Source organism: Gluconobacter oxydans, from assembly GCF_006539685.1.
Taxonomy (GTDB): domain Bacteria; phylum Pseudomonadota; class Alphaproteobacteria; order Acetobacterales; family Acetobacteraceae; genus Gluconobacter; species Gluconobacter oxydans.
Map to the genome: position 1 here is coordinate 23,345 of NZ_BJNM01000015.1, position 24,928 is coordinate 48,272.

The 24,928-nt window shown below is 62.3% G+C and carries 22 protein-coding genes; 7 read left to right on the forward strand and 15 right to left on the reverse strand.

Annotated elements, in window-relative coordinates:
- The first annotated feature begins 23 nt into the window (after positions 1-23).
- The gene (gene gltX / locus GOX01_RS07795) at positions 24-1,358 is read left to right on the forward strand and encodes a glutamate--tRNA ligase (RefSeq protein WP_011253292.1); all 1,335 of its coding nucleotides are present in this window, start codon (positions 24-26) and stop codon (positions 1,356-1,358) included.
- 43 nt (positions 1,359-1,401) lie between these two features.
- Here gltX and GOX01_RS07800 read toward each other — a convergent pair whose 3' ends face one another.
- The 4 genes from GOX01_RS07800 to cysS are packed head-to-tail and all read right to left on the reverse strand — an operon-like array spanning position 1,402 to position 5,434.
- Positions 1,402-2,286 (reverse strand): aldose 1-epimerase family protein, encoded by an 885-nt coding sequence (locus GOX01_RS07800; RefSeq protein ID WP_011253293.1) that lies wholly within the window; start codon positions 2,284-2,286, stop codon positions 1,402-1,404.
- On the reverse strand, positions 2,255-3,292 hold the full coding sequence (locus tag GOX01_RS07805; protein WP_011253294.1) for an ion channel: 1,038 nt from the start codon (positions 3,290-3,292) through the stop codon (positions 2,255-2,257). The genes GOX01_RS07800 and GOX01_RS07805 overlap by 32 nt, the downstream gene beginning before the upstream one ends.
- 4 nt (positions 3,293-3,296) lie before the next feature.
- A complete protein-coding gene (locus tag GOX01_RS07810) occupies positions 3,297-4,073 on the reverse strand; it encodes an RNA methyltransferase (RefSeq protein WP_024716825.1) in 777 nt (258 codons plus the stop codon).
- A 2-nt stretch (positions 4,074-4,075) separates the two neighbouring features.
- On the reverse strand, positions 4,076-5,434 hold the full coding sequence (gene cysS / locus GOX01_RS07815; RefSeq protein ID WP_011253296.1) for a cysteine--tRNA ligase: 1,359 nt from the start codon (positions 5,432-5,434) through the stop codon (positions 4,076-4,078).
- An 86-nt stretch (positions 5,435-5,520) separates the two neighbouring features.
- On the opposite strand from cysS, the gene GOX01_RS07820 reads away from it, so the two are divergent.
- The gene (locus GOX01_RS07820) at positions 5,521-6,915 is read left to right on the forward strand and encodes an MATE family efflux transporter (RefSeq protein ID WP_011253297.1); all 1,395 of its coding nucleotides are present in this window, start codon (positions 5,521-5,523) and stop codon (positions 6,913-6,915) included.
- On the opposite strand, the gene GOX01_RS07825 is transcribed toward GOX01_RS07820, so the two are convergent.
- Positions 6,869-8,083, reverse strand: coding sequence for an MFS transporter (locus tag GOX01_RS07825; protein ID WP_011253298.1), 1,215 nt, complete (start codon positions 8,081-8,083; stop codon positions 6,869-6,871). The genes GOX01_RS07820 and GOX01_RS07825 overlap by 47 nt on opposite strands.
- Positions 8,084-8,183: 100 nt before the next feature.
- Positions 8,184-8,654 (reverse strand): BON domain-containing protein, encoded by a 471-nt coding sequence (locus GOX01_RS07830; protein WP_062269853.1) that lies wholly within the window; start codon positions 8,652-8,654, stop codon positions 8,184-8,186.
- 365 nt (positions 8,655-9,019) lie between these two features.
- Between GOX01_RS07830 and rpsD the strand changes: the two genes are divergently transcribed.
- Both rpsD and prfC read left to right on the forward strand, forming a co-directional pair.
- Entirely contained in the window at positions 9,020-9,637 is a 618-nt protein-coding gene (rpsD, locus tag GOX01_RS07835) for a 30S ribosomal protein S4 (protein ID WP_011253300.1), read from the forward strand.
- 166 nt (positions 9,638-9,803) lie between these two features.
- Complete coding sequence (gene prfC, locus GOX01_RS07840) at positions 9,804-11,351, forward strand: peptide chain release factor 3 (RefSeq protein ID WP_011253301.1); 1,548 nt, start codon at positions 9,804-9,806, stop codon at positions 11,349-11,351.
- Positions 11,352-11,390: 39 nt separating this feature from the next.
- Here prfC and mtnK read toward each other — a convergent pair whose 3' ends face one another.
- The 8 genes from mtnK to aroB form a co-directional block, all read right to left on the reverse strand.
- Positions 11,391-12,578 carry an S-methyl-5-thioribose kinase gene (gene mtnK / locus GOX01_RS07845; protein ID WP_011253302.1) on the reverse strand — a complete coding sequence of 396 codons (1,188 nt, stop codon included), beginning with the start codon at positions 12,576-12,578 and terminating at the stop codon, positions 11,391-11,393.
- Positions 12,575-13,273, reverse strand: a complete 699-nt coding sequence (locus tag GOX01_RS07850; RefSeq protein WP_062269855.1) for an NUDIX hydrolase — start codon at positions 13,271-13,273, stop codon at positions 12,575-12,577. The genes mtnK and GOX01_RS07850 overlap by 4 nt, the downstream gene beginning before the upstream one ends.
- 74 nt (positions 13,274-13,347) lie before the next feature.
- The gene (locus GOX01_RS07855) at positions 13,348-14,190 is read right to left on the reverse strand and encodes an endonuclease/exonuclease/phosphatase family protein (RefSeq protein ID WP_011253304.1); all 843 of its coding nucleotides are present in this window, start codon (positions 14,188-14,190) and stop codon (positions 13,348-13,350) included.
- Positions 14,191-14,207: 17 nt separating this feature from the next.
- Positions 14,208-14,891, reverse strand: coding sequence for a carbonic anhydrase (locus GOX01_RS07860; RefSeq protein ID WP_062269857.1), 684 nt, complete (start codon positions 14,889-14,891; stop codon positions 14,208-14,210).
- Positions 14,892-15,007: 116 nt separating this feature from the next.
- Positions 15,008-17,647, reverse strand: a complete 2,640-nt coding sequence (gene alaS / locus GOX01_RS07865; RefSeq protein WP_011253306.1) for an alanine--tRNA ligase — start codon at positions 17,645-17,647, stop codon at positions 15,008-15,010.
- A gap of 83 nt (positions 17,648-17,730) precedes the next feature.
- On the reverse strand, positions 17,731-18,294 hold the full coding sequence (locus GOX01_RS07870; protein ID WP_024716827.1) for a GtrA family protein: 564 nt from the start codon (positions 18,292-18,294) through the stop codon (positions 17,731-17,733).
- 167 nt (positions 18,295-18,461) lie between these two features.
- Entirely contained in the window at positions 18,462-19,601 is a 1,140-nt protein-coding gene (locus GOX01_RS07875) for an OmpA family protein (RefSeq protein WP_011253307.1), read from the reverse strand.
- Positions 19,602-19,917: 316 nt separating this feature from the next.
- Positions 19,918-21,609, reverse strand: coding sequence for a 3-dehydroquinate synthase (aroB, locus tag GOX01_RS07880; RefSeq protein WP_081107070.1), 1,692 nt, complete (start codon positions 21,607-21,609; stop codon positions 19,918-19,920).
- 60 nt (positions 21,610-21,669) lie between these two features.
- On the opposite strand from aroB, the gene GOX01_RS07885 reads away from it, so the two are divergent.
- From GOX01_RS07885 to GOX01_RS07895, 3 genes are all read left to right on the forward strand, one after another.
- Complete coding sequence (locus GOX01_RS07885; RefSeq protein ID WP_011253309.1) at positions 21,670-22,083, forward strand: hypothetical protein; 414 nt, start codon at positions 21,670-21,672, stop codon at positions 22,081-22,083.
- A gap of 10 nt (positions 22,084-22,093) precedes the next feature.
- Positions 22,094-23,029, forward strand: coding sequence for a tyrosine recombinase (locus tag GOX01_RS07890; protein WP_011253310.1), 936 nt, complete (start codon positions 22,094-22,096; stop codon positions 23,027-23,029).
- Positions 23,030-23,092: 63 nt separating this feature from the next.
- Positions 23,093-24,067: an acetyl-CoA carboxylase carboxyltransferase subunit alpha gene (locus GOX01_RS07895; protein WP_062269859.1), complete on the forward strand. Its 975-nt coding sequence runs from the start codon at positions 23,093-23,095 to the stop codon at positions 24,065-24,067.
- Between the two features lie 46 nt (positions 24,068-24,113).
- Here GOX01_RS07895 and GOX01_RS07900 read toward each other — a convergent pair whose 3' ends face one another.
- A complete protein-coding gene (locus GOX01_RS07900; protein ID WP_062269860.1) occupies positions 24,114-24,884 on the reverse strand; it encodes a competence/damage-inducible protein A in 771 nt (256 codons plus the stop codon).
- Between the last annotated feature and the right edge of the window lie 44 nt (positions 24,885-24,928).

The window sequence follows — 24,928 nt, forward strand, 5'->3', positions numbered from 1 at the left end:
GCATCATGCGGCATTAAGGCGTCATGAAACTGCGCTTCGCTCCGTCCCCGACCGGTTACCTGCATGTTGGCAATGCGCGCCTTGCCGTCGCCAACTTCCTTTTCGCGCGCCATAACGGCGCCAAGTTCCTGCTGCGGATCGACGATACCGATACCACCCGCGGCAAGCCCGAATATGAAGAAGCCATCGGCAAGGACCTGTCATGGCTGGGGCTGAAATGGGACGAGTATGTGCGCCAGTCCGAGCGCCTCGATCGCTATGCCGAAGTCATCGAAAAGCTGAAGGCATCCGGCCGTCTCTATCCGTGCTTCGAGACGGAATATGAGTTGAACGCCAAGCGCGAAGCCCGTATCCGCGCCGGTAAGGCGCCGATCTATGATCGTGCCATGCTCAAGCTTACGGCCGACCAGCGCGCCCGCGCCGAAGCCAACGGTAAGACGCCGCACTGGCGCTTCCGCCTCAGCGATGGCAGCCGCAAGTGGCAGGATCTCGTCATGGATGAGTGCTCGGTCAAGCTGACGGCTATTTCCGATCCGGTTCTGGTGCGTGGGGATGGGACGATCCTCTACACCCTGGCCTCCGTCATCGACGATCTGGACATGGGCATCACCCATATCGTCCGCGGCGAAGACCATGTGACCAATACCGGCGTGCAGATCGACATCGCCGAAGCCCTTGGCGCCAAGCCCGACCATTTCACCTTCGCGCATCTGCCGCTTCTGCTGGATTCCGATGGGGGGAAGCTGTCCAAGCGGTTTGACTCGCTGGCGCTGAAATCCCTGCGTCAGGACGGGCTGGAGCCGATGTCGATCGTCTCCTATCTCGCCCGCGTGGGCTCCTCGGATGATCCGCAGGTCATGACGATGGACGAGGCGATTGCGGCCTATGACATCTCGCATGTCTCCAAATCGGCTGCCCGTTTCGACATGACGCAGCTTCTCGCCCTGAACCGGCGTGCACTGCACAACCTGCCGTTCGAGGACGCCAAGATCCATCTTCCGCCCGAAGCAGACGAAACGTTCTGGCATGCCGTGCGTGGCAATGTGGATCTTTCGGCTGAAATTCCGCACTGGTGGGACGTGGTGCACGGCACGATCATTCCGCCGTCACAGCCGGAAGACCGTGCATTCCTTCAGCACGCTCTCGACACCCTCCCGGCCGAACCGTGGGGCGAGGAGACGTGGAAGGACTGGACCAACGCGCTCAAGGAACAGTCCGGCCGTAAGGGCCGCAGCCTGTTCATGCCGCTGCGTCTCGCCCTGACGGGTGAGGACGCAGGGCCGGAACTGCATGTCCTGCTCGGCCTGATGGGCCGTGAGCGGACGGTGGCCCGCCTGCGGGACGCCATTCAGGCCTGAGCCTGCTGCCCGTCGCGCTACTCAAAAGCGCGACGGGCTTTTTTCAGATTGCCCTGACGGACCAGAATGCCGTCCAGCTCTCACCCGGTTTCAGATGCAGCAGCCCGGGCTTGCATGAAAAATCATCTGCAAATCCCACAGGTGTCGCATATCCATACCAGGGTTCGATGCACAGGAATTCTGCGCCCGGCTTTGTCCACAGACCAAGTTCCCGGAAGCCGCCCCAGACGAACCGGATACCATGCCCGTCCGGATCAACCATATCCACCGACCGGCTTTCCGGCTTCTCCAGGATGAGGGCGTCCTTTGCGAACAGCGCATCCGTCAGGGGAAGAATATTGTCCCTGACCGGGGTGTGGAACTTCTCCGGCAGCATCAGCCCATCGGCACCGATCCGACGGACCGGCAGGGGCTCGTCATATTCGAAGACCAGCCTGTAGCTCTCTTTCGCCACACCGTCCTTCAGCGGCCAGCGGAACGCCGGGTGCGCGCCGAGTGAGGCATGGAGTGTCTGGGCGCTGTCCGGGTTGTGCAGGTGGTATGAGACCCGCAGCGTGGCGTTCTCGATCAGATAGACCACCCGCAGGCGGAACGCGGCAGGAAAGAGGGCGCGGCTTTCCGCATCGTCCACGAGTTCCAGCGTGCAGCCTTCAGCCGTCCGCGTGATCCATCGGAACACCCGGTCCCGCGCCAGTCCGTGCTGTCTGAGATGCACCGGCTGTCCATTGAGCGTGGCCCTGTCATCAGGGAGTTTCCCGATGATCGGGAACAGGATGGGTGAATGTTTCGGCCATGCCGGCCCCGCGTTCCAGAGCAGGTCTTCCGATCCGCTGCGCAGGGCAACCAGTTCGGCGCCATGACGTCTGACCGAGGCCTTCAGCAGGCCGGTGCCGAAATCATGTCTGTCGTCCGTCACGAAATCCGTCATGGGATGTCTCCTGTCGGGGGGTAGGATCAGGTGCCTTGGGCGTATCACCCGGTTCAGTCGTATGGAAGCGACGGAAATCGACCTCCATCCGGCCATCCGGACGATTTTCGATCATATCCGAAAAACGGTATCCGTGTTTCACCTGTCCGATCTCATAGGCGTGACGGGCAAAAACGGTCTGGGAGGAAATCTCGTCCGTACCATCCATCGTGATGATGATTTCCGCGTTCTGGCCGATCAGCGTCTCCGCAGTGAGGCCGTAAAGCGGGCTGTGATCGTCGATCAGATGTGTCGCGTTCAGGCTGATCCGGAAAATCGGCATGTGGGACTGCACCAGCGTCAGCCGGTCGAACCGGCGCACCAGACGTCCGCGCTCATCGGGCATCAGCCGTGTCAGGGTCATTTCGATATTGGCCGAGAGGATCAGCGTGCGGCGCTGGTTGGCCAGGCGGATCGTCAGTGTCGGGATCACGTCGTCATAGGAGACGACCGCCACATGGCTGAACAGTACCCGTGCGCGGGGCCGGGAGAAACGGGCAAAAAACAGCCCCGTCGCCAGGGCATTGAGCATCATGCCGGCCAGAACTTCGAAAGAGACGATCGTGTTCGTCAGCCGCCCGACGGGGGCCATGGTGCCGTAACCGACAGTCGAAATGGTTTGCACGCTAAAGAAAACATCATCGAGGAAATCCCCGTGCGGCACGCCGCTCACACTGTGCGGGATGACGTAATACATCAGCGCAAAGGCGACATTGATGACCAGATACAGACCCATGGATGCCCAGAAGAAGGCAAACCAGCTCATGGTCATCAGGGTATGGTAGAGGTCGCCGAAAACCCCGGCATCCAGACCGGTCCGGATGATGTCGCTCCGGCCGTTCTCTTCGAGAACATGGGCGCGGATCTTGTTGGCGGTCTCGACGACCGCTGCATGCGTTTCAGAGTGGACTGGCACTCCAGGATCAGGTCGGGGTTCCATCCGTTTCCTGTGGCGCCAGTGGATCATGGGATCAGCTCCTATTCCTGCGGGCGTTGCTCAGTTCACTGACCACGCCGTGAAGGGTGCGAAGCTCCTGTTCCGTCACTTCGCCTCGGGTGAAGAAATGACGCAGGTTCCGCACCATGCCAGGGCGTTTCTGCTCATTTCGAAGGAAATTCGTCTCGTCCAGATCGCGGATGAGGTGGGACATGAAATTGTCCATCTCGCCCTTCGTCGCCACATGCGTCTCATTGGTCATGAGCTCGCGCGGCGGCGTCATGTCTTCGGTCAGGAACCACTCATAGGCCATGATCAGCACGGCCTGTGCGAGGTTCAGGGACATGAATTTCGGGTTGAGCGGATAGCGGACCAGCGTATCGGCGCGGGCCATGTCCTCGTTGTCCAGTCCGGCGCGCTCGGGGCCGAACAGGATGCCGGTGCGCAGGCCACGATTGGACGCAACACGCAGTTCCGCCGCGGCACCGCGCGCGGTCATGACCGGCTTGATGACATGGCGAGGGCGCGGGCAGGTCGCGAAAATACGGTGCAGGTCCGCAACCGCATCGTCCACGGTCTCAAACACCTGGGCCGCATCCAGAATCCGGTCCGCGCCCGAAGACGCATACCAGGCGCGTTCCTGCGGCCAGCCGTCACGCGGGGCCACGATGCGCAGATGGAACAGACCGCCATTCGCCATGGCGCGTGCGGTCGTGCCGATATTTTCGGCAAGCTGCGGGCGCACCAGGATCACGACCGGATCAAAATCACCGATAGGGCCGATATTCGCCCCGCCGTCACGTCCGGTCATGGTTACGCCTTCCGCCATGTTGTGCCACCAGGGCCGTCTTCAAGGGTGATGCCATCGGCTGCAAGCTGCGCACGGATGGCATCGGCACGGGCGAAATCGCGGGATTTGCGGGCTGCAAGACGTTCTTCGATCAGCTTTTCAATGGCACTAGCGTCCACACCGGACTGGAACCACTCGGCAGGCGTGACATTGAACAGGCCTAGAAGCTTTCCGGCTGCCAGCAGGCTGGAGGCTGCGTCCTGATCGCCCTGCATGGCGGCATCCGCCAGCGGGTGGAGCGCGGCAATGGCCAGCGGTGTGTTCAGATCATCGCACAGCGCATCCATGACCGCAGCGGGCAGGGCGGTGCCGGGCTGTGCGTTCCCGCGTTCCAGCGCCCGGTACAGCCGGTCCAGAACCCGGCGCGCTTCCTCAAGCTTCTCCCAGCTGAAATCCAGCGTGGAGCGGTAATGCGCGCCCAGATAGAGCAGACGCAGCGGCTCGGCCGGCGAGCGGTCCAGCACTTCGCGGATCGTGAAGAAATTGCCGAGCGATTTCGACATCTTCTCGCCGTTCGACAGCAGCATCCCGTTATGGACCCAGTGCGTGGCGAACTTGCCATGCGGATAGCAGCACATGGACTGCGCGCGCTCGTTCTCATGATGCGGGAACAGCAGATCATCGCCGCCGCCATGGATGTCGAAGCTCTCGCCCAGATAACGGTGCGACATGGCCGAGCATTCGATATGCCAGCCCGGACGCCCACGCCCGTATGGGCTGTCCCAGCCCGGCAGATCCGGCTCGGACGGCTTCCACAGCACGAAATCGCCCGGATCACGTTTGTAAGGCGCGACTTCAACACGCGCACCCGCAATCATGTCATCCAGCGAACGGCCTGAAAGCTCCCCATAGGACGGGAAATTGCGCACCGCGAACAGGACATGCCCTTCGGCCACATAAGCATGGCCGTTCTCGACCAGACGCCCGATCATTTCCAGCATGTCGTCGATATGATGGGTCGCGCGCGGCTCGATATCGGGCGGCAGAATGAAGAGTGACGCGAGATCTTCATGAAAGGCCTGCGTCGTGCGCTCCGTCAGGGCGGAAATGTCCTCCCCGTTTTCCTTTGCGCGTGCGTTGATCTTGTCGTCCACGTCCGTCACGTTGCGGACATAGGTCACGCGCGGATACATCGTGCGCAGCAGGCGAATGAGGATATCCGCGCACATCATTGCGCGCAGATTGCCTAAATGCGCGCGGTCATAGACGGTCGGTCCACAGAAATAGACGCGCACATTCTCAGGATCGAGGGGCGTGAACGGTCGCTTGTCGCGAAGATGGGTATCGTGCAGGCGGAGCACGTTTGAAGCAGGATCGGCCATACGCCGATCAATGCGCCAGCCTTGGTTCAGGTGCAACAGGCTTTGTTACTCTTGTCGGAAGGTTTGGCCCCTGTAATAGGGGGCGCATGAGCAGTGCCCTTTCCAGTCCGCCGACCGATCCGACAACCCCGCGCAGTCATGCGCTGGCCCTGCTGCGCGTTGCCCTGCCGCTGGCCCTGTCGCAGCTTTCCGAAATGGCCATGGGTGTCACGGATACGATCCTGCTGGGTGGCCTCGGTGTAACAGAGGTTGCCATTGGTGGCCTGTCGAGCACGTTCTTCTTCACGACGATGGTGACCTTCCAGGCCATTCTGGGCGGGGCAGGGGTGCTTCTGTCGCATGGCCGCGGGGCGGAAGAACATGGCCGGACGTCCCATGATGGTCGCAGCGTCATGAGTGCGACACTGATGCTGGCCATTGCGGTCTTCATCCCCTGCGCGCTGCTGCTGGCCTTTTCGAAAACGATTTTCGGTGCGATCGGCGAGCCTGCCGAGGTCGTCACTCATGGCAGCCGTTTCATCGACATCCTACTGCTGTCGCTGCTGCCCGATCTGGCAGTCATCGGCGTCCTGCGTGTAGCGCTGCCAGCACTTGGAGCGGAGACGCTGCTGCTCTGGATCATGCCGGCCATGGCGGTCTGCAATGGTCTGACCAATGCGGCGCTCATTCATGGCTGGGCCGGGCTGCCGGCCATGGGGCTGTACGGTTCTGCAACCGCCACGACACTGACCGGCTGGGTCGTCAGTTTTGCGCTGTTCGGATTGTGCCTGACCCATCCGCGCGTCCGGGCGGTGCTGAAGCCCGCCGCCGTGCAGTGGCCTGTCGTGAAGGAACTGCTGAAGCTTGGCGGACCGATGATGATGGGAGCGGCCGCCGAAATCCTGATGTTCCAGATTACCAGTCTGCGTGCTGGAGAACTCGGAACCCACAGTCTGGCCGCGCATCAGGTGGCGCTGAATGTCAGTTCGCTGCTGTTCATGGTGTGTCTGGCGATCGGGCAGGCGACCAATGTTCGCGTGGCATACTGGCGCGGTGCCGGCCGTATGGAGCAGAGCCGTCGCGCGGCCCTGACCGGGACGGGCATCGTCCTGATGTGGAGCCTTGCCACATCCTCGCTGCTGCTGATCTGGCCGGAGAAGATCCTGCCGCTGTACTTTTCGAATCGTGCGCCCGACCCCGAGACGACGGCGCTCGTCGTCATCCTGCTGCGGACTGCCGGGCTGTATCAGATCGTGGATGGGCTGCAATGCGTGTTCAGCGGCGCCCTGCGCGGTTGCGGCGACGCCGTGACGCCCATGCTGATCGCCGTAGCGAGTTACGGTCTGATCGGTCTGGTTTTCGGGGGATGGCTGGCCTTCCACCAGCATGTCGGTGTGGAAGGCCTGTGGATCGGCATGGCGCTGGCGCTGGCCACGACCTGCGTGGCCTTCGGGATCAGGCTGCTGCGTGTGATGCGCAAGCCCGTCCCTGCCAGATCGTGATGAAATAGATCAGCAGACCCAGAGCCGAGAACACGGCTCCACCCCAGCCAACCGATCCCAGTCCAAACCCGGAGCTGACCAGTACGGCGCCCAGCCAGGCGCCAAAGGCGTTGGCCAGATTGAAGGCTGAATGATTCAGTGAGGCCGCCAGCGTCTGCGCGTCTCCGGCAACTTCCATCAGGCGCGTCTGAAGGGCTGGGGAGAGCATAATGATCCCGGCCGGGACAAGGAACGTGAGCGGCAGCATGGCGTAGGGCGAGGGCAGCAGAAGCCAGAACCCCAGCATGAAGACGATGCTTGCCGTCAGTGAGACGATCACCGTCCGGTCAATGCTGCGATCCGCCATGGTGCCGCCGAGCGCATTGCCCGCCACCATGCCAAGTCCCCACACGACCTGATAGACCGCGACAAGCCAGCCCGGCAGATGCGTCACCTGCGTCAGGCCGGTCGTCAGGAAGGTGTAGATCCCGAACAGACCACCAAACCCGACTGCACTGGTCAGCAGCGTCAGCAGAACCTGTGGTCGCTTGAATGCGCCGAGTTCGGACAGTGCGCTTGCGCCCGGATGTGGCCTGTCACGTGGCGCGAAGAACCAGATCCCTGCAAAACACAGCACGCCCAGTGCGGCGATGCTGCCGTAAGCCACGCGCCAGCCCACATGGTTGGCGGCATAGGTCGACAGCGGTGAGCCGATCACCGTCGAGATCATGATGCCCGACAGCACCTGCCCGACGGCCCGCCCACGCCGGGCCCGTTCGACCATCGACGCGCCAATCAGCGCCGAAACGCCAAAGAAGGCCCCGTGAGGCAGGCCCGTGATGAAGCGCATGAGTTCGATACCGGCAAAGCCCGGCATGAGAATGCTGCCGATATTGCCCGCGATGAACAGGCACAGCAGGCAGAGCAGAAGCGTGCGGCGGGGCAGGCGTGCACCGATGATCGCAATCAGCGGAGCGCCGATGACAACGCCCATTGCATAGGCCGAGATCGCCCAGCTTGCCTGCGAAATGGTGATGTTCAGGGAATGGGAGAATTCAGGCAGCAGTCCCATCATGGCGAATTCGCCGGTTCCGATGGTGAAAGTTGCCAGCATGAGGGACAGCATGGCCGGTCCGACACCGTGGGGTGGGCGCACCCGCTCGACGTCGAGAGGTTCGATGGAGTCCATAAGAAGTAAGTCCGGGAATGGAGGTCAGGACCGCCCTGCCATTGCCGGATGCTGAAAAGCGGTAACGGCTCCCCGAGAGGGAGGAGCCGTTACGGGCAGATCAGTTCTCGGTTGGCAGACGGATGGTCTGACCCGGATAAATGTCATCCTTGGATGTGACAAGCGGTTGATTTGCATCAAGGAGCTCATCACCCGTGACATCCTGCGGCAGCTTGTCGGCAACCTCGTCCAGTGTCTTGCTGGTCTTGATCTCCAGGAACTCCGGATCGGGCGTGCCGGGCGGCACGGCAATCTCGGCTTCGACCGCGGAGACGCCTGCGACGTTGCCGGCCGCCAGGATCATCTGGTCGCGTTCCTTGGCGCTTTCCGCGTTGCCGCGCAGATAGATGGTGCGGTCATCGATCACCAGATGGGACATGTGCATCTGGGCGAGGCCAAATCTCTTGAAGGCACGCTTGATGACGCTCTCCCCGGGCTTGGGGGGCAGCGGCGCGTCAAGGGACTGGACCAGTCCTTCGAGGGAGCCTTCGCCGACACGGCCGGCCTTGGGATTGAAGCGATAGATTTTCATACAGGAAACTCGAAAAAGCGTGTTGCTCCCCCAGAGCGCGCTTCTTCAGAAGCACAGGGGGAGTCCCGGACCGTTAGCGCAGCCGGACATAAAGTGGTTGCGCATTTTCCGAACCCCCACTGCAAGAAAATCACAGGGCTCGCAGGCAGGTTTTGATTGACCCCGACCGGGGACTCCTGTAGGCGCGACGGCACAGCCGGAAACGTGGACGTACCGGCCGGACCATCAGTGCGGGATTCTGCATCCCGCCGGCCCGGCATCTGGGTGCGCGCCCGTCCTTTCCAATCCGGGGAAGGGCCTACCGGCACAACAAAACGGACCGCCATGCAGCATGGGGCGGTTCTGATGAGTACAGGGGTCAACCCATGTCAAAGCGTCTTGAGAGCAAGTACAAGATCAATCGCCGCCTCGGCGTCAACCTGTGGGGCCGTGCCAAGTCCCCGGTCAACCGTCGCGAATACGGCCCCGGCCAGCACGGTCAGCGCCGCAAGCAGAAGCCGTCCGACTTCTCCATCCAGCTGATGGCCAAGCAGAAGCTCAAGGGCTACTACGGCAACATCAGCGAGAAGCAGTTCCGCAAGTATTATGACGAAGCCGTCCGTCGCAAGGGCGATACGTCCGAGAACCTGATCGGTCTGCTCGAGCGTCGTCTGGACGCCGTTGTGTACCGTCTGAAGTTCGCGATCACGCCGTTCGCTTCGCGTCAGTTCATCAGCCACGGCCACGTCACGGTCAATGGCAAGAAGGTGAACATCCCGTCCTACCTCGTGAAGGAAGGCGACGTCATCGAGGTTCGTGACTCCTCCAAGCAGCTCGCCATCGTGCTCGACGCTGTACAGACGGGTGAGCGCGACACGCCGGAATACGTCGAAGTCGATCACCGCCAGATGAAGGGCACGTTCCTGCGTACCCCGGTTCTCTCCGATGTGCCGTACCCGGTGCAGATGGAACCGAACCTGGTCGTCGAGTTCTACTCCCGCTAATCCGATCCCGGGCCCACCGGCCCGGATCAGAAAGCGACCGGAAAGCGCCGGGCGGGTCTCCCGTCCGGCGCTTCCTGTTTTCAGGCCCACCGCCCGGATGCGCGGCCAGTGCCGGTTTGCGGCGTTCTGGCATAGTTCCGGGCGTCCCGTTCCCATCGGAGTTCCCATGTCCGAAGCCCCCAGCGCGGAAATCAGCCGCGAGATCGCCCGTCGGCGCACCTTTGCCATCATCTCTCATCCGGATGCCGGTAAGACGACCCTGACCGAGCGTATCCTGCGTGCCGGTGGTGCCATCCAGATGGCAGGCAATGTCCGCGCCAAGGGCGAGCGCCGCCGTACCAAGTCCGACTGGATGGGCATCGAGCGCGATCGTGGCATTTCCGTCGTGACCTCGGTCATGACCTTCGAATATGGCGACTGCGTCTTCAACCTGCTCGACACGCCAGGCCATGAAGACTTCTCCGAAGATACCTACCGTACCCTGACGGCCGTGGACTGCGCAGTCATGGTCATCGACGCCGCCAAAGGCATCGAGGACCGGACCCGCAAACTGTTCGAGATCTGCCGTCTGCGCGACATTCCCATCGTTACCTTCATCAACAAGATGGACCGCGAGGCGCAGGATTGCTTCGCGCTGCTCGATGAAATCGCCAGCACGCTGGCCCTTGATACGTCCCCGGCGACCTGGCCGATCGGACGGGCCGCCAAGTTCATCGGCACCTACGACCTGCGTACGAAGGAAGTGCACACCAAGGAGCCCATCGGCGAGGATGATCCCCGCATCATCCAGATGCGCGAGGAAGTCGAGCTTGCCGAAGCGGCACTCCCCGAGTTCGACCGTGAATCCTTCGATGCCGGTCATCTGTCCCCGGTGTTCTTCGGTTCTGCCATGAAGGAAATTGGCGTCACGGATCTGCTCGACGCGCTCGTCGCCTATGGCCCGGCTCCGCGTGCCCAGCAGACCGAGACCCGGGAAGTGAAGGCCAGCGAAGATCAGGTCACGGCTCTGGTGTTCAAAATCCAGGCCAACATGGACCCCAATCACCGCGACCGCATGGCGTTCGCCCGTGTCTGCTCCGGCCGTCTGACCCGTGGGATGCGTCTCAAGCATGTCCGGACCGGCAAGCAGTTCGCCCTGCACACGCCGCAGTTTTTCTTCGCCCGTGACCGCCAGCTTGCCGAAGAAGCGTTCGGTGGCGACGTCGTCGGTATTCCGAACCACGGCACATTGCGCATCGGCGATACGCTGAGCGAGAGCGAAGACCTGCGTTTCACCGGCGTGCCCCACTTCGCGCCTGAAATTCTGCGCCGCGTCCGCCTTGATGATGCGATGAAGGCCAAGAAGCTGCGTCAGGCTCTTGTGGAACTGGCCGAGGAAGGCGTTGTACAGCTCTTCCGCCCGCAGGATGGTCTGTCGCCGATCGTGGGCGTGGTCGGAACGCTGCAGCTCGACGTGCTCCAGTCCCGGCTTCAGGGTGAGTACGGCGTGGCCATCGGTTTCGAGAGCACGCCCTATTCTCTGGCCCGCTGGATCACCGGCGACCGCGCCAAGATCGAGGCGTTTCAGGATCTGAACCGATCCGCCATGGCTGACGATCTGGACGGCGATCCGGTTTTCCTCGCAACATCATCCTTCATGATGCGCCGAACCATCGAGATGAACCCCGATCTGGAGTTCCACGACATCAAGCAGATCGGCATGGCCTCGGTCTGAAACGGAAAAACCCCGCTCTGCAAGGAGCGGGGTTTTTTCTTACAGCCCCATCAGGGAAAGAACGCTGTCGAAGGATCGGAGCGATACGCTTTCGACAATCAGCGTCCGGCCGATCTGAAGCGCCTTCTGCCGTGCGAGCAGACGCTCCTGTTCCGTGGTGCAGAGACCATAATCCGCCACCTGCGCGAACCCGACGGTCCGGCGGATCATTTCCAGACCGCAGAACCCGGCCGTATCGCGCAGGATCTCGCTCAGGAAGGTTTCGATGAGGGCTGGTCGGGTAGCGGGGCCGGACAGCGCCCACATATCTCCACAGCCTGCCCGAAGGCCGGTTCGCAGTTCTTCGGAAAACTTCTGCCAGAAGGCCAGCATCTCTGTCCGGATTGCGTCCGCCTTGTGCGGAGCCGCGCAAAGATGCAGCGCGAGATTGCCCAGATAGAGGCCGCAGTCAAAGCCGATGGGCCCCATCGTTGCGAACTCACCGTCAATGACCCGCACATCCGCGCCATCCAGCATGATGGAGCCCGTATGCAGGTCCCCGTGCAGCAGGGCCTGCCGGGCCGTCAGGAACCGGTCCTGAAGCCGTCCGACGGCCTGATGCAGAACCTGATCGGTCTGAAGTGCCTTCACATCCGCTCGCAGACCTTCTTCCGGCTCCGGATTGCGGTCGCAGACTCGATACGGGTCCGTCAGGATCAGATCGACCGTGATGCGGGTGAGGGCGGTATTGCCGGAAAACTGTTCCAACAGATGCGCGCCGGTTTCAAAGGGCTGACTGACCCAGCCCGTCGCCTGGACGGTGCGGGCGACATACGATCCGATCACGGCGGAAAACCCCGGAGCGGCCTGATCTGCGATCAGGGCTGAGCGCAGCACTTCATGCTCCGTCAGGCATTCCATGACGAGCAGGAACAGGTCCGGATCATAAGCGAAAAGTTCGGGCATCAGCCCCGTAACGGCCGGGGCGACGGCCTGCATGTAGCGCGACTCATACAGGGCGCGTTCCAGAGGCATCGGCCAGTCCGGCGCTACGCGCACATGGGGGAGAGCCTGCTTGCAGCACAATGCTCCCGCCGGACCATTCACCAGGAACACCGTATTGAGATTGCCGTCACTGACTTCGCGAATGTCCCAGTCGGCAGCCGCGCCGCCCAGACGCCCTGAGAGGTCATGTCGCTGAGCCAGCCACTCCCGCAGGGCCTGGGCATCGAGAATGCGGTAGGTCATCGGGTTTGCTCCAGCATGGCAGACAGGGTGGGGACGAGCCGTCCGGGCAGTTCCGTATCAGGCTGAATAAGTTTCAGCGCCTGATATTCCGCATTGCCAAGACGGCGGCAACGCTCCTTCAGCGCCTCGAAATCCAGTGTAGTGGTAAGATCCATTCCGATATCCACGATATGCGTCCGGGGATGTTCGCAGGCCAGAAGGCAGCCCCCGACCTGACAGTCGGCTTCCGTCAGACCTAGTTCCTCGTGACATTCCGCCAGAAGCTGGGCCGCCAGATCGATCTCCGCCTCGCCCTCGCGGCTTTCCACATTGCCCGCCGGAGCGCCCTGCCAGTAGCCGGGAAGATAGATGGAGTGTTCCGACCGCTGACCGATTACGATCCCGTCCGCGGCCCGCAGCAGCCCCACAACTGCCAGCGGGCGTAGCATTTGCGGGTCATAAAGATCCGGCTGGCGCATCTGGGCGAGAACCCGGCGGTATTCGGACCAGTGACCGCTGATGACGTCCGGCCCGATTACATCCGCACAGAAAACGCGGCCGTTATACAGGCTGGGATGCTTTGCAAGTGCGGCCTCCCAGTGCGATGCCACGCAGGCTTCGATTTCCGAAGACAGCACCGGCATGGAGCGTCCGACCCGCACGACGACATCGGGTTCCAGAGGCGTCACAGGCCATTCTGACGGGGAAGAGGACATCTGACGCTCCGGACGAGACAGCGAAAAGAGGGGGCTCTTTCATGGACCGGAATATCCGGCCCCGCAACGTGCCGTCAGGGCATTTCAAGCCGGACCGAAACCGGACAGTGGTCTGATAGTCCGGCAGGCACCGTATCATTTTTATAGGTCATGACCCGCAGGCTGTCGGGTACGAGCCAGTCCCGCGCTGCATTACCCAGCAGGATGTGATCGATGAAATATTCCCCACCCCAGCACGGACTGGCCTTGCCCGCCGTCGTGAGCGTAACGGGCGTTTCGGCCTCGATCTGCTGCATCAGCGGATCGTGCAGTGTCAGCCGCCGGTTGAAGTCCCCCAGAACCGCATAGACCTCGCCCTCATCCTGCCGCTCCAGCATCCAGTCCTGCATGATGCGGACTTGCTGGTACAGGGTCGGGCAGGAGTGCTGGCGCTGGTTCAGCGGCTGGTCCCAGCATCCGGTCTTGAGATGCACCACCAGAAGACGCAGGCTCGCATGACCGTCGCTGATGGTCACATCCAGCCCACCCCGTAACTGGTGCGGCGCGCCCGGCCCTGCGACGTTCAGGGCTGAGAGCTCATCATTGACCGTCACGTGCAGATCGCGACGCACGGCCACGCCCACCCGCTGGACCACAGGGTCGGGCGTCAGAATGATCTGATAGGTTGTGGAACTGAAAACACGGGATGCGGCGAGGGGGCCGTCCGTTTCTTCAAAAGCCACGACATCCGAGTCCAGATGCCGGACATAAGCCGCGAGTTTTGCGAAATCGCGGTGCTCGCCCCCTGGAACATCTTTCGGCAGGGCCGGATCTCCGGACGGGCGCAGCGTCAGCCAGTCCATGTTCCAGGTTGAGAGTTTGATCGTATGGGCCGAAACGGGCCCCATGCTGCCGGCCAGAAAAAGACCGACCAGCATGGAAGCCGCATCCTGCTTCAGGCTGCCTGTCCTTCGGTCGCGTGGATTTCCTCAAGCACGTTCTCGACCGTGCGCGTCTTGCGCGTGCCCTCGTCGAGAATGAGGATCTCGCCCTTGGGGATGTCGTAGAACCAGCCCTGAAGCTTCAGCGCACCCTGTGCCAGCGCCCGGACGACGGTGGGATGGGTGCGCAGATGCACGAGCTGGAGCAGCACGTTGTATTCGGCAAGCGAACGGATGTCTTCCGGCCCGGCATCCTCGGCCTTCAGATCGCCCAGGGCCGCGCGTGCGGCTTCGCCATGGCGCATCCAGCTCTTGACCGTCGGCAGGCTGTCCAGCTTCGGCGAGTTCAGATCCATCAGCGCGCCCATGGCGCCACAGTTGGAGTGACCGCAGATGATGACGTTCTTCACCTTGAGCGCGCCAACCGCGTATTCAATGGCGGACGACACCCCACCCAGCATCTCGCCATAGGCTGGCACGATGTTGCCGACATTGCGCACGATAAAGAGTTCGCCCGGTTCCGTCTGGGTAATGAGACTGGGGCTGATCCGGCTGTCGGCGCAGGTAATGAACAGGGTGGACGGAGACTGGCTGGAAGCCAGGCTCTCGAACAGTTCCGCATTCTCCGGATAGACGTCCGTCTCGAACTTGCGGACACCGCCCAGCAGTTTCGCCAGAGTATCACGACCACACGCCATGGTGTTCTCCTTAATCTTGCACTGCCGGGCAGTTAGAAGGCTTTATCAGGACAGGTAAAGCATGATTCCGGTCAACCCATGCTTTGTTACTGCCCTGACATACCATGACGCGTTTCTTATGCGGCTTCCAGTGTCTTGCGCAGCATTGCAAATACTGCGTCCGAGTCTGCGTTTGGACCACCGGCCTGCGCCATGTCGGGGCGGCCACCGCCGCCCTTGCCACCCATCAGCGCCGAAGCCTCGCGCACAAGCTTGACCGCATCCAGACGATCCGTCAGGTCCTTGGTCACGGCGATCACGATGCTGCCGCGGCCATCCGCACTGGACATCAGCGCCACGACACCGGACGCGATCTGCTTGGAGATGCTCTCCGCAAGGCCCTTGAGTTCCTTGGGGCTGACATCGCCCAGATCACGCGCAGAGAGCGTAATGCCGTTGATGCTTTCCGTGGCACTGGTGCCTTCGCCGGTCGCGAGCTTGCGCTGAAGATCGGAAACCTGCGCCGTCAGGGACTTGCGCTCTTCCAGAAGTGCCGCCACGCGGGAGGCGGCATCGGCAACCGGAACCTTGAGCAGGTCCGCAATCTGCTTCAGACGGCTCTCGGTCTCCAGCGCCAGTGCTTCAGCGGCGAGACCACAGACGGCCTCGATCCGGCGCACGCCTGCCGAGACGCCGCTTTCCGAGACGATCCGGAACGGCCCGATCTCACCAACGCGTCCCACATGCGTGCCACCGCAGAGCTCGATGGAATAGGCCGGACGATCATCGTCGCCCTTGCCCATCGAGACCACGCGGACTTCATCGCCGTACTTCTCGCCGAACAGCGCCATGGCGCCTTCCGCCACGGCTTCTTCCTGCGTCATCAGGCGCGTCTCGACCGGTGCGTTCTCGCGGATGCGGGCATTGACCTCGGCCTCGACCGCCGCCAGTTCCTCATCCGTCAGCGGACGCGGCTGGCTGATATCGAAGCGCAGACGCTCCGGCGCATTCAGGCTGCCCTTCTGCGTGACATGCGTGCCGATCTGCCGACGCAGGGCCTCATGCAGCAGGTGGGTTGCGGAGTGATGGCCACGCACCGCCGTGCGACGCGCGTGATCGATTTCGGCATGAACCGCCATGCCCGGCTTCAGCGTCCCTTCGACGACCTTGCCGTAATGCACGATCAGATCGCCGTTGCGCTTCTGCGTATCGGTGATCTCGACGCGCACGCCCGGAGCTGTCAGCGTTCCGTGATCGCCAACCTGACCACCGCTTTCGCCATAGAACGGCGTCTGGTTCAGCAGGATTGCGACCGTGTCGTCACCAGCAGGAGCCGAGGCCAGTTCGTCATTGCCGCGGAAGATCCCCTGGACTTCGGCATCGGCCTTTTCGGACACATAACCGAGGAACTCGCTCGGACCATGCTTGTCACGTGCGTCGAACCACACGGTCTCGGCTGCGGCATCTCCCGAGCCCACCCAGGCTGCACGAGCACGCTTGCGCTGTTCGGCCATGGCGGTTTCGAAACCAGCCTCATCAACCGTACGGCCCTTTTCACGCAGCGCATCCTGCGTCAGATCCAGCGGGAAACCGAACGTGTCATAGAGCTTGAAGGCCACATCGCCGGGAAGGGCTTCCTTGTCACCCAGACGATCCAGCTCATCAGACAGCAGCGTGAGGCCGCGTTCCAGCAGGGCCGTGAAGCGTTCTTCCTCACCCTTCATCGTCTGTGCAATCAGGGCTTGATGCTGGACGAGTTCCGGATAAGCCGCGCCCATCTGCTGGATCAGCGCCGGGAGCAGGCGATAGAATACCGGCTCCTTCGCGCCCATGATGTGCAGATGACGCATGGCGCGGCGCATGATGCGACGTAGCACATAACCGCGACCTTCCTTGGACGGCAGCACACCATCGGCGATCAGGAACGCGGTGGAGCGCAGATGATCGGCCACAACGCGATGGCTGGCCTTGAACGGGCCGTCGGCGTCCTGGTGCATGATTTCAGCCGAGGCTTCGATCAGTGCGCGCATTGTGTCGGTATCGTAGTTGTCGCGCTTGCCCTGCATGATCGCGGCAAAACGCTCCAGTCCCATGCCCGTGTCAATCGACGGACGGGGCAGGGCGTCGCGCGAGCCATCCGGCTGGTCGAGGAACTGCATGAACACGAGGTTCCAGATCTCGACGAAGCGGTCGCCGTCCTCGTCCGGGCTGCCCGGAGGGCCACCGAACACGCTGTCGCCGTGATCATAGAAGATCTCGGAGCACGGACCACACGGCCCCGTATCACCCATGCGCCAGAAATTGTCGGACGTTCCGATGCGGATGATCCGGTCGTCGGACAGACCGGCAATCTTCTTCCACAGATCGGCCGCGTCCTCGTCTTCCGCATAGACCGTAGCGAGCAATTTGTCCTTCGGAAGACCGAAATCGCGCGTCAGCAGCGTCCAGGCGAATTCGATGGCTTCAGGTTTGAAGTAATCCCCGAAGCTGAAATTGCCCATCATTTCGAAGAACGTGTGATGGCGTGCCGTGTACCCGACATTGTCGAGATCGTTATGCTTGCCACCTGCACGCACGACCTTCTGTGCCGTGGTGGCACGGGAGTAGGGGCGTGTTTCCTGGCCGGTGAAGACGTTCTTGAACGGCACCATGCCAGCATTGGTGAACAGCAGTGTCGGGTCATTCTGCGGCACCAGGGATGCCGAAGGAACGATGCGGTGGCCCTGCGAACCAAAGTATTCGAGAAAGGCCGATCTGATATCGTTGGTGCTGGTCATGATGAGGGAGCGTCAGTTCCGGGAAGACAGGGAAATAATCTGCCTGTCCTTAGACTATTGTGGCCGCCTTGGAAATGCAGCCCTCAGTCATTGCGGCCATGCGGTCTGATGCCGTTGTCGGGAAGGGCAGACAGATCCGGTTCAGGTTCGGATGCCGTCAGACCCGCCGCAGGGATCTCCACAGCCATCTGAACCAGTTCAAGCGGTGTTTCGGGTGTCTGCGCCCGGAAGACAAGACGACGAGAAAGATTGAAGTTCGCCACCATTCCACACAGGGCGCCTGCCGCCAGCGCAAGCTCAGGATAGTGCTCTGTCAGTGGAACCGTCGCGTAAAGCAGGAACACCATGCCGCGATTGAGCAGAAAACCGAATGAATTGGCCAGCAGGAACCTCAGCCATTGCAGAACCATGTGCTGGTTTTCCGCCGCGGACAGCCGGAATGTCCAGATGCGGTTAAGGCACCAGTTCCCTGTTGCCGCCACGAAATAGGCAATCAATGTGGCTGCGATCAGACCCGCAGGAACGCGCAGCAGGGAAACCGTTCCCCAATCCACCAGGAAACCGAAGGCGCCGACGGTTCCAAAGCGCAGGAACTGATCGATGATTTCCGGTCGGCTGCGCGGATAGAAAATACGGCTGCGTCGCAAGGAACATGTCTCCGGAATATCGGGATGTGCTGGCTCTAGCGTGCCGGGAAAGGCAATCGCAAGCAGAGTTTCGTCCTGAACGTCGCATTCGCACAAAGAAAAAGGCGCCCCGAAGGACGCCTTTCTCAAAACCGAAGTCGAAGACTCGGCGTCAGATCATGTCTGAATTACTTCAGGATGATCTCGACACGACGGTTCTGCGGCTCGCGGGTGTTCGGTCCGGTCGGAACCAGCGGCTTGGACTCGCCGTAGCCGTGGATGTCGATGGCAGCAGCCGGGACACCGTCACGGATCAGCTCAGCCTTCACGCTGGAAGCGCGACGGTTGGACAGACCCAGGTTGTACTTCTCGCCGCGGGGACCCGGGTGAGCAGCAGAGTTATCCGTGTAGCCGTTGACTTCGATGCGCGTCGTCTGGACGTGCGTGGAAGCCTGGGCTGCCTGGGCAACGATCTCACGGGCGCGGCCCGTCAGGTCAGACTTGTCCCAGTCGAAGAACACGAGATAGGTGCGGGCCGGGGTCGGAGCCGGCGGAACAACAACCGGAGCCGGCGGCGGCGGCGGCGGAGCCGTGTCGAAGGCATAGCGCAGGCCCAGGATGAACTGGTGCGAGAAGCGCTGGTCGAAGTTCACGTTGCCCTTGTGAACGCCGGAAGCGTTGTAGGCCGTGGAACGATACGGACCGTTGACGAAGTCCTGACCGATGAAGCGGTATTCCGTCGTGACGGCCAGACCCGGAACGTTCGGGATGTCGTAGGCTGCACCGACGATGCCCTGGTACGCGAAGCTGCCCTGCGTGCCGCCCATGCGGTCAACAGCGCCGTTCACGTAGTTGGTCGTGGTCGGGTTGTAGTGCTGCCACAGATAGCCAGCGCCGACACCGACGAACGGCGTGACGGGGACGTTCAGGCCGAAGTTGGCGAGATCGATGTCATACAGCACGTTGACGAGGCCGCCGTAAGCCTGATCGGAGCCGTGGGTCGAACCATTAACCGGCGTCGGACGACGGTGGTTGATCTGGGAGTAGTTGTACAGACCCTCGACTTCAACGCGCAGGCCGTTACCGAAGCCCCAGCCGAATGCACCGAAACCGGTGAAGCCGTCGTGGTGGCGGTAGCGGGAGCTCGAAGCAGCGTTGCTGCTCGTGCCGTCAGCCTGCGTCGTCGGCGAGAAGGAGCCGTGCTGCTGCTGAACCAGGTTGTAACCACCGCCGATGTTGACATAGGGGCCGGTGATCGTGCTGGCCATGGCAAGCGACGGTGCGGCGACCATCGACGTCATGGCAAGGAGTGCCGTGCGGAGACGCATGTTTTCGTCCTCTTAGTGACTAACGTTCGAGCCGTTGGAAAATGCTTTCACCAACGGACCCAGCGCGATGCATAAGCGCATATAGAGCGCAGAGTTCCCCGGGACAAAGCCAGTCAGGGTCTTCAGGCTCTACTCGGGGTAGAGGAGTGACATAAAAGCCACAGTCCATTTCGCCCGCTTCACGATCTACGCCTCGCGTCTACGTTGCCTTAGCTCATGGTTCCAGCAGAAGCCAGAGGCGGCAGAAGAAATCAGCTATGCAAAAATGGAAGCAAAACAGGCATTTAGCTGCCATGTGACGAAATTTTAACATTCCTCACGGACGGCAGCCTTCGCGGATGAGCAGATTACGCACTGTTTCTGAAGAAATATCACGGGTCGTGAAGGCCTTCCCGATCCCGCGCAGCAGAACGAAGGCAACCTTCCCGTCCTGCATTTTCTTGTCCCGAGTCATGTGGTGCAGAAGTGTGCCGGCAGAGAACGACTCCCGGAACCAGTCAAAACTTACCGGCATGTCGAGACTGCGCAGATGACGGTCCAGTCGATGCAGGTCTTCGACTGGCGCGTATCCAAGTTCCACGGACAGGGCCATGGCGAGGTGAATCCCGATCGAGACCCCTTCGCCGTGGAGCAGGCGTCCGTCATATCCCAGTTCCGCTTCCAGGGCGTGTCCGAACGTATGCCCCAGATTCAGCAGCGCCCGGCCGCCGACAGAAGCCTGTTCCTTTTCATCAGCCGCCACGACCGCCGCCTTGAAGGCGCAGGCCCGACGGACGGCTTCTGCCAGGGCAGCGGGGTCGCCGTCCAGCACCGCGTGTCCATGCGCTTCGCACCAGGCGAAAAGCTCCGGATCTGCAATAAGCCCGGATTTGACGATCTCGGCATATCCCGCAACGCGCTGGCGACGGGGCAGGGTCGCCAGAGCGGAACTGTCGGTGAGAACCGCGATGGGCTGATGGAACGCCCCGATCAGGTTCTTGCCCGCTGCGGCATTGATGCCTGTTTTGCCGCCGACGCTGCTGTCCACCTGTGAAAGCAGTGTGGTCGGGATCTGTACGAAGGGAAGTCCGCGCAGGGCCGTAGCCGCGACAAATCCGGCCAGGTCGCCCACGACTCCGCCCCCCAGGGCGACAATGGTTGTCTTGCGCTCGATGCCCGTGGACAGAAGCTGATTCATGACATCGCCGTAGCAGGCGAGGGATTTGCTTTCCTCGCCGCCGGGAACCGAAATCACATCCGCGCGGATGCCGGTGTCCTCGAACGACGCGAGAAGCCGAGGCAGATGCAGTTCAGCCACGGTTGCATCCGTAATGACGACGACACGCTTCTGTGGCAGATGCGGGGCCAGCCGGGCGCCGGCACGCGAAATGAGATCCGGCCCGATCAGCACATCATAATTGTGATGGCTGAGCGAGACATTTACTGTCTCCGGCCTGCGATATTCTTCCAGGACTTCCCGTACGCGCTGCACGCCCTGTTCCACCGTGTCATCTCCACAATCGATAATGATGTCCGCCTCGGCGTAGACGGGGTAACGCAGCCCGACCAGCCGCTCCAGCACCTCATCCGGGCGTCCCTGCGCCAGAAGCGGACGTCCCGCACGTCCGGCAACCCGCTTGACGAGGACATGCACCGGTGCGCGCAGCCAGACCGAAACCGCATGGCGGCGGACCAGATGGCGCGTCTGGGCATCCATCCAGGCCCCACCGCCTGTGGCGAGGATGCAGGGTGGGCCGTCGAGGAGTCGCTGGATGACGCGGCGTTCGCCGTCCCGGAACGATGCCTCGCCATGGCGGGCGAAGATTTCGGGAATCGAACAGCCGGCCGCTCTTTCGATCTCGATATCGGCATCCACGAACGGCAGCCCGCAGATCTGTGCAAGGCGCCGTCCGATGGTGGTTTTGCCAGCCCCCATCATTCCAACGAGCACAACCGTGCGTGACGGTATGCCATCGGGCGAGAAAAAGGGTTCCGGCTTGGCTGAAAGGGGGAAAGGCAGGCGTGACATGCCCTGCTACCTATCATAGGAGAAGGAACACGTCCTGCCCTCACTTCGAGACCTTTTTCAATGGCAAATCTTGATCGTTCCCTTTTCCGCCTGCCGATGATCGGCGGGGCTGTTGCCGTCCTTCTTGTTCTGGGCGCCGGCGGAGCGTTTCTGCGTCTGGGCATGACGGCCACTCCGCCGGCCCAGACCATGGTTCACAAGGATCTGTCCGGAGGCGCGTTCGCCGCTTCCGCCACCCCGCAGGCTGCGCTCCCGGCCACGCCGCCCGTGCCGGCAGCCGGACCGATGCCTGCCGCCCAGCCGGCTCCGGCACCTGCCATGGTTTCGGCTTCCGCTCCCGCCGCGGCTGCTCCGGTTGCCCCTGCCGCCGCACCGCTGACGCCTTCCACACCGCTGCCGACGATGCCGGCTCCCAGGGCAGCGCCGGCCCAGCCCATGCCTACTGCTCCGGTCGCACCGGCTCCCGCACACTGATCCGTTTTTCATGGCGCGCGACAGTGACGTCCAGGGGGACAGCAGGCATGTCGAGGCTTTTCTGGAGATGCTGGCCGCCGAGCGCGGCGCGGCACTGAAAACCCGTCAGGCCTACGCCTCGGACCTCGCCGATTTCGCAACGCACTGCGCGCCGCTCTCCCTTTCCGAAGCGCGGGGAGAGGAGGTCCGGTCCTATCTTGCGGAACTCTCCCGTGCGGGATTGGCGGCGCGGACAGCGGCCCGGCGTCTGTCCTGCCTGCGCCAGTTCTATCGCTTCCTGATGCTCGAGTCGGTACGTGAGGACGATCCAACCGAGCGCCAGCAGGCCCCCCGAATAACGTCCTCTCTTCCCAGGCCGCTGGATGAAGACGAAATCCGCCTCCTGCTGGAAACCGGCACGCGCGGCCATGAAAACGAACGCCGGGACATCGTCTCCCGTGCCGCGCTGGAGCTGCTCTACACGACCGGCCTGCGCATTTCCGAACTGCTGGCCCTGCCGGCAACCTGTGTGCATGTCCGGGGGCCGATGCTGCTGGTGCGCGGGAAAGGTGGTCGCGAACGGCTGGTGCCTTTGTCCCAGAGTGCGCGGGACGCGGCGGATCAACTCGTGCATTTCGATCGCGATCTTGGCAGCCCCTGGCTTTTTCCCGGCCGTGATCCGCAGAAACATCTGACGCGGCAGGGATTCGACAAGATCCTGCTCGCCTGCGCTCTGAAAGCCGGGCTGGATCCGGACCGCGTCAGCCCTCACGTCCTGCGCCATTCGTTCGCCAGCCATCTTCTGGCGCACGGAGCTGATCTGAGGGCGCTCCAGATGCTTCTGGGTCATGCCGATATCGCCACCACCCAAATCTATACGCAGGTCATGTCCGAGCGCCTGCGACAGGCCGTGGCGGCGCATCATCCGCTGGCACGGAAGGCCGGGGCCCCGGTCGATGCGGACTGAACCGATCATTCCGCATATCGCAGGGACTGTTTCCGGACGCGCAGGCGTGCTATCGGGCTGGCCATGCGCCAATTCCTAGATTTCGAGAAGTCGGTCGCCGAACTCGAGACCAAGATCGACGAACTCCGCCAGATGGGCAGCCAGGGCAAGGACTCCGGCACCAGCGGCATCAATATCGATGACGAGATTGCCCGTCTGTCCGAGAAGGCCGACAAGCAGCTCCGCTCGACCTATGCCAAGCTGACGCCGCTGCAGAAAGTGCAGGTGGCCCGTCATGCCCAGCGCCCCAAGGCGCTGGACTACGTGCGTCTGCTGACCACGGACTACACGCCGCTGGCCGGTGACCGCGCCTTCGGTGATGATGACGCCATGATCGGTGGTCTGGCCCGTTTCCGTGGGGAACCGGTTATTGTCGTCGGAACCGAGCGTGGCCACGACACCGAAACGCGCCTGAAGCACAATTTCGGCATGGCCCGTCCCGAGGGCTACCGCAAGGCGCAGCGCCTGATCGAAATGGCCGGACGTTTCGGCCTGCCGGTCCTCAGCTTCATCGACACCGCTGGCGCCTGGCCCGGAATCGACGCCGAAGCGCGCGGACAGGCCCAGGCGATTGCGAAGTCGATCGATGTCTGCCTCAAGGCTCCCGTGCCGCTGGTTGTGACCGTGATCGGCGAGGGCGGTTCTGGCGGTGCCATCGCCATCGGTGCGGGGGACCGCATCCTGATGCTCGAGCACTCGATCTACTCCGTGATTTCGCCGGAAGCGGCAGCGTCCATTCTGTGGCGCGATCCGAAGCTGGCTCCGGCAGCAGCCGAGGCGCTCAAGCTGACCGCACAGGATCTTCAGTCCCTCGGCGTGATCGACCGTATCATTCCAGAGCCCCTCGGTGGCGCCCAGCGCGCTCCGGAAGAAGCCGTCAAGGCGGTCGGGAATGCGATTGCCGAAGAGCTTGTTTCCCTTCAGGGCCTTACCGGACCGGCACTGATCCAGAAACGCCGGGACAAATTCCTTTCCATGACCCGCGCCCCTCTGCACTGAGGGAGCCTTCAAAAGCCGCTGCTTCCCCGCAGCGGCTTTTGTTTTTTCAGGCTGGCTGCTTGTGCGCGGCTTCCCCAGCCAGCGGCTCGCGTCCATGCGCCATGATGAGATCATGCAGCGCCAAGGCCGCTTTCCCAACCAGATCCCCGTCATAGCCCTTGGCGACCAGCGCCACACCGCTTGCGCCATCCGGCAGGTGGTAGGGATAGGACCCGAGATCGACCGTCGGGAATGTTTTCTGCAGCGTCGCCAGATCGGCGGCGAAATCGCCTTCCTTCAGGCCTGCGGCATGCCAGCTGGCGGAAACGAGCGGCGCGCCCTTTTCCAGTTGCGGCACCAGCCACGCGACCATCGAGGCAAAGATCGACGGTACGCCGGCCATGACATGGACATTGCCGATGCTGAAGCCGGGCGCCACGGATACCGTGTTGAGGATCGGCGTGGAGCCTTCCGGCAGATAGGCCATGCGCTGGCGGGCCGCGTTGAACCGGTCCGCACCCAGCGCGGCTTCCAGCAGGCGGAAGCTTTCCTCATGCCGGAGCAGCGGCGCTCCCATTGCGGTGGCGACGCATTCGGCCGTGATGTCGTCATGCGTCGGTCCGATGCCGCCGGACGTGAAAACGAGGTCGAATGCCGCGCTGCATTCGCGAACCGTCCGTACGATCCGGTCTTCGATGTCGGGAATGACCCGGACTTCCATGAGCCGGATGCCCTGCGCATTGAGCGCCTGGGCCAGAACCTGCGTATTGGCGTCCTGCGTGCGCCCCGAGAGGATCTCGTTGCCGATGACGAGAAAACAGGCAGTTTTTTGAAGCATCTGTCCGCTCCTGATAGTCTTCGCCACAGAACGTAACGGCTCGC

Bases quoted from the DNA above. Each gene is read 5' to 3' on its own strand.
- gltX (WP_011253292.1), top strand. From the start codon at position 24: ATGAAACTGCGCTTCGCTCCGTCCCCGACCGGTTACCTGCATGTTGGC.
- GOX01_RS07800 (WP_011253293.1), bottom strand. From the start codon at position 2,286: ATGACGGATTTCGTGACGGACGACAGACATGATTTCGGCACCGGCCTG.
- GOX01_RS07805 (WP_011253294.1), bottom strand. From the start codon at position 3,292: ATGATCCACTGGCGCCACAGGAAACGGATGGAACCCCGACCTGATCCT.
- GOX01_RS07810 (WP_024716825.1), bottom strand. From the start codon at position 4,073: ATGACCGGACGTGACGGCGGGGCGAATATCGGCCCTATCGGTGATTTT.
- cysS (WP_011253296.1), bottom strand. From the start codon at position 5,434: ATGGCCGATCCTGCTTCAAACGTGCTCCGCCTGCACGATACCCATCTT.
- GOX01_RS07820 (WP_011253297.1), top strand. From the start codon at position 5,521: ATGAGCAGTGCCCTTTCCAGTCCGCCGACCGATCCGACAACCCCGCGC.
- GOX01_RS07825 (WP_011253298.1), bottom strand. From the start codon at position 8,083: ATGGACTCCATCGAACCTCTCGACGTCGAGCGGGTGCGCCCACCCCAC.
- GOX01_RS07830 (WP_062269853.1), bottom strand. From the start codon at position 8,654: ATGAAAATCTATCGCTTCAATCCCAAGGCCGGCCGTGTCGGCGAAGGC.
- rpsD (WP_011253300.1), top strand. From the start codon at position 9,020: ATGTCAAAGCGTCTTGAGAGCAAGTACAAGATCAATCGCCGCCTCGGC.
- prfC (WP_011253301.1), top strand. From the start codon at position 9,804: ATGTCCGAAGCCCCCAGCGCGGAAATCAGCCGCGAGATCGCCCGTCGG.
- mtnK (WP_011253302.1), bottom strand. From the start codon at position 12,578: ATGACCTACCGCATTCTCGATGCCCAGGCCCTGCGGGAGTGGCTGGCT.
- GOX01_RS07850 (WP_062269855.1), bottom strand. From the start codon at position 13,273: ATGTCCTCTTCCCCGTCAGAATGGCCTGTGACGCCTCTGGAACCCGAT.
- GOX01_RS07855 (WP_011253304.1), bottom strand. From the start codon at position 14,190: ATGCTGGTCGGTCTTTTTCTGGCCGGCAGCATGGGGCCCGTTTCGGCC.
- GOX01_RS07860 (WP_062269857.1), bottom strand. From the start codon at position 14,891: ATGGCGTGTGGTCGTGATACTCTGGCGAAACTGCTGGGCGGTGTCCGC.
- alaS (WP_011253306.1), bottom strand. From the start codon at position 17,647: ATGACCAGCACCAACGATATCAGATCGGCCTTTCTCGAATACTTTGGT.
- GOX01_RS07875 (WP_011253307.1), bottom strand. From the start codon at position 19,601: ATGCGTCTCCGCACGGCACTCCTTGCCATGACGTCGATGGTCGCCGCA.
- aroB (WP_081107070.1), bottom strand. From the start codon at position 21,609: ATGTCACGCCTGCCTTTCCCCCTTTCAGCCAAGCCGGAACCCTTTTTC.
- GOX01_RS07885 (WP_011253309.1), top strand. From the start codon at position 21,670: ATGGCAAATCTTGATCGTTCCCTTTTCCGCCTGCCGATGATCGGCGGG.
- GOX01_RS07890 (WP_011253310.1), top strand. From the start codon at position 22,094: ATGGCGCGCGACAGTGACGTCCAGGGGGACAGCAGGCATGTCGAGGCT.
- GOX01_RS07895 (WP_062269859.1), top strand. From the start codon at position 23,093: ATGCGCCAATTCCTAGATTTCGAGAAGTCGGTCGCCGAACTCGAGACC.
- GOX01_RS07900 (WP_062269860.1), bottom strand. From the start codon at position 24,884: ATGCTTCAAAAAACTGCCTGTTTTCTCGTCATCGGCAACGAGATCCTC.